Genomic DNA, 3,260 nt, shown 5'->3' with positions numbered 1-3,260 from the left:
TTTTTAGAGCAATTCCAGGAAAAGTGTGAGCGGTTTTCCGTCCGGAATTGCGTAAAAACAAAGAGATAGAGTGGTTCGCCGTTTCCGTGAAACGGTGAAACGCTCTAGGGCGTGTAGCGCCGGGCCGCTTGCGTTGGCCTGCCACAGGGGATGACAGGCACAATGAACCTGCAAAGCATGACCGGTTTCGCGCGGTCCGCCGCCGAGAGCGAGGGCACCTCGATCGCCTGGGAGGTGAAATCGGTGAACGGCAAGAGCGCCGAGGTTCGGCTGAGGTTGCCGCAGGGTTTCGACCGGCTGGAGACCTCTGTCCGGCAGACTGTTCAGAAGCGTTTCGCGCGCGGCAATTTCCAGGCGACATTGACCGTCGGCCGCGCTGCTGCCAGGCAAGCCCAGCCGGTGGTTAACGAGGCGTTCCTCAAGGATCTGGCGGGACTGGCGAAGCGCTTGCAGGAGCAGTTCGGCACCGAGCCCGCCACCGCCGACGGCCTGCTCTCGCTGCGCGGCGTGCTCGACATTCCCGAGGCGATGGAGACCGAGGAGGAGCGCGCCGCTCTTGACGCCGCGATCCTGTCGGCGCTCGAGGCAGCGCTCGCCGGGCTGGAACAGGCGCGGCAAGGCGAGGGCGCGGCACTTGGCGCGCTGCTTTCCGGCCATATCGACGCGATCGAGGCGTTGACGCTGAAGGCCGAAGCCGATCCGTCGCGGGAGCCGGCGGCAATCCGCGAGCGCATCACGGAGCAGGTACGCCTGTTGATGGATGCCTCGGCCAATCTCGATGCCGTCCGGCTGCATCAGGAGGCGGCCTTCCTCGCCACCAAGGCCGACATCCGCGAGGAGATCGACCGGCTGAAGACGCATGTCGCTTCGGCGCGGACGCTGCTCAAAGGCGGCGGTGCGATCGGCCGCAAGCTCGATTTTCTGGCGCAGGAATTCAATCGCGAATCGAATACCTTGTGCTCCAAGTCGAACGCCGCCGCGGTCACCGCGATCGGGCTGGAGCTCAAGGCGGTGGTCGACCAGTTTCGCGAACAGGTCCAGAATCTGGAGTGACGGGAATGGTTGCCAAGGAACCGACGGCTGCCAGGGATCTGGGATCCCGGATCCGCCGCCGCGGATTGATGCTGGTGCTGTCGTCGCCGTCGGGCGCCGGCAAGTCGACGATCGCGCGCAACCTTCTGGAGAGCGATCCAAGCCTCGAGCTTTCGGTCTCCGTCACGACAAGGCCTCGCCGCGGTTCGGAGATCGAAGGCGTCCACTATCATTTCCGCTCCATGCGCGACTTCGAGCGGCTGCGCGATTCCGACGCGCTGCTCGAATGGGCCGAGGTGCACGGCAATTGCTATGCGACGCCGCGCGAGCCGGCGGAAATCGCGCTGGCCGAAGGCCGCGACATGCTGTTCGACATCGACTGGCAGGGCGCCCAGCAGCTCAAGGAGAAGATGCGCGCCGACATCGTCTCGATCTTCATCCTGCCGCCGTCGATGAAGGAATTGAAGGCGCGCCTGAAGCGACGCGCCGAGGACCAGGAATCCGTCATCGAGACCAGGCTGAAGAACGCTCGCCTGGAGATCGAGCATTGGAAAGAATACGACTTCGTCATCGTCAACGACGATCTCGACCGCGCCTTCGCCGAGGTCCGCGCCATCGTTGCTGCCGAGCGTCTGCGCCGCGACAGGCGGCCTGGCCTGTTCGACTTCATCTCGGGATTGCTGGACGAGAAGACGGAGTAGGCAGCCTTTCCTTCTCCCCGTTTTACGGGGAGAAGGTGGCCCAAAGGGCCGGATGAGGGGCAGCGCCGGCCTGTGGCGGCTCGCGAAGCGCAAAGGTCAGTCAGACGACCCTCACTTGCCACCCGCCGCCTGCCGTCTCGCGGCAAAATGCGCATTGGCTTGATCGTCGGGAATGTGGGTTCCAGTGGTGGCGTCGGCGGTCAAACGGCGTTCGTCAGCCGGACAAACTCTTCCACGCTCAGCGTTTCCGCCCGCCGCGTCGGGTCGATGCCGGCCCGTGTCAGCAAAGCCTCGCCGCCCAGGCTCTTCACGCTTTGCCTCAGCATCTTGCGGCGCTGGCCGAAGGCCGCCTCGGTGACACGGCCGAGCTTCTTGCCGTCGACGGGCAGGGGAGACGGGCGCGGCACCAGATGCACGACGGAGGAGGTGACCTTGGGCGGCGGCGTGAAAGCCTGCGGCGGCACGTCGAAGGCGATCCTCGCCTCGGTGCGCCAGCCGGCCAGTACGCCGAGCCGGCCATAGGCGTCGCTGGCTGGACCCGCCGTGATGCGCTCCGCCACCTCGCGCTGGAACATCAGCGTCATCGACTGGTAGAAGGGCGGCCAGTCGTTGACCGTCAGCCAGCGGATCAGAAGCTCGGTGCCGATATTGTAGGGCAGGTTGGCGGCGATCTTCACCGGCCCGCCATTCGCCGTACCGGCAAGCGCGGCAAAATCCGTTTTCAGCGCATCGCCGGGAATGACCTCCAGGCGACCGGGATAGTGGCTGGAAACCTCAGCCAGCGCTTCGAGGCAGCGCTCGTCGCGCTCGATGGCGATCACGCGCCGCGCGCCGTTGAACAGCAGCGCCCGCGTCAGCCCGCCCGGGCCGGGACCGACCTCGATCACGGTCGCCTCGCTGAGATCGCCGGCGGCGCGGGCGATCTTGCTTGTCAGGTTGAGGTCGAGCAGGAAATTCTGCCCGAGCGCCTTCTTGGCCTGGAGTCCATGCCGCTCGATCACCGCGCGCAACGGTGGCAACCCGTCGATCGTCATGCGCTCGTTCAAGGCGTCCTCACGCGGCCGCGGCTTGGATCGCTGTCGGCCAGCCGGCGCGCCAGCCTGAGCGCCGCGATCAGGCTCTCGGCGCGGGCAATGCCCCTGCCGGCGATATCGAAGGCGGTGCCGTGATCCGGCGAGGTGCGGATGAAGGGCAGGCCCAGCGTCACATTGACCGCCTCGTCGAAGGCCAAGGTCTTGGCCGGAATCAGCGCCTGGTCGTGATACATGCACAGCGCCGCATCATAGGTGGCGCGCGCGCGTGGATGAAACATCGTGTCGGCCGGCAGCGGCCCAACCGCATCGATGCCTTCCGCCTTCAGCGTCTCGACGGCCGGGGCGACGATTGCGGCATCCTCCTGGCCCATGGCGCCGCCTTCGCCGGCATGCGGGTTGAGCCCGGCGATCGCAAGCCGCGGCCGCGCGATGCCGAAGCGGCTCTTGAGATCGGCGGCGGTGATGCGCGCGACGGCGACGATCAGCTCCGTGG

The 3,260-nt window shown here is 66.3% G+C and carries 4 protein-coding genes; 2 read left to right on the top strand and 2 right to left on the bottom strand.

The window, feature by feature from the left end; all coding sequences use genetic code 11:
• Positions 1-162: 162 nt before the first annotated feature.
• Positions 163-1,053, top strand: coding sequence for a YicC/YloC family endoribonuclease (locus tag EOA27_RS28835; RefSeq protein WP_126078245.1), 891 nt, complete (start codon positions 163-165; stop codon positions 1,051-1,053).
• 5 nt (positions 1,054-1,058) lie between these two features.
• Entirely contained in the window at positions 1,059-1,733 is a 675-nt protein-coding gene (gmk, locus tag EOA27_RS28830; protein WP_126061838.1) for a guanylate kinase, read from the top strand.
• A 200-nt stretch (positions 1,734-1,933) separates the two neighbouring features.
• Here the strand turns inward: gmk and rsmA are convergent, their stop codons facing one another.
• Both rsmA and EOA27_RS28820 read right to left on the bottom strand, forming a co-directional pair.
• Positions 1,934-2,767, bottom strand: coding sequence for a 16S rRNA (adenine(1518)-N(6)/adenine(1519)-N(6))-dimethyltransferase RsmA (gene rsmA / locus EOA27_RS28825; protein ID WP_126083455.1), 834 nt, complete (start codon positions 2,765-2,767; stop codon positions 1,934-1,936).
• A gap of 8 nt (positions 2,768-2,775) precedes the next feature.
• The coding region (locus EOA27_RS28820; protein WP_189562143.1) for a 4-hydroxythreonine-4-phosphate dehydrogenase PdxA at positions 2,776-3,260 on the bottom strand (485 nt) is incomplete at its 5' end.

The organism is Mesorhizobium sp. M2A.F.Ca.ET.037.01.1.1 (assembly GCF_003998075.1).
Lineage (GTDB): Bacteria > Pseudomonadota > Alphaproteobacteria > Rhizobiales > Rhizobiaceae > Mesorhizobium.
The sequence above is the reverse complement of the archived record's forward strand: the minus strand, read 5'-3'. Positions and strand labels throughout refer to the sequence as shown.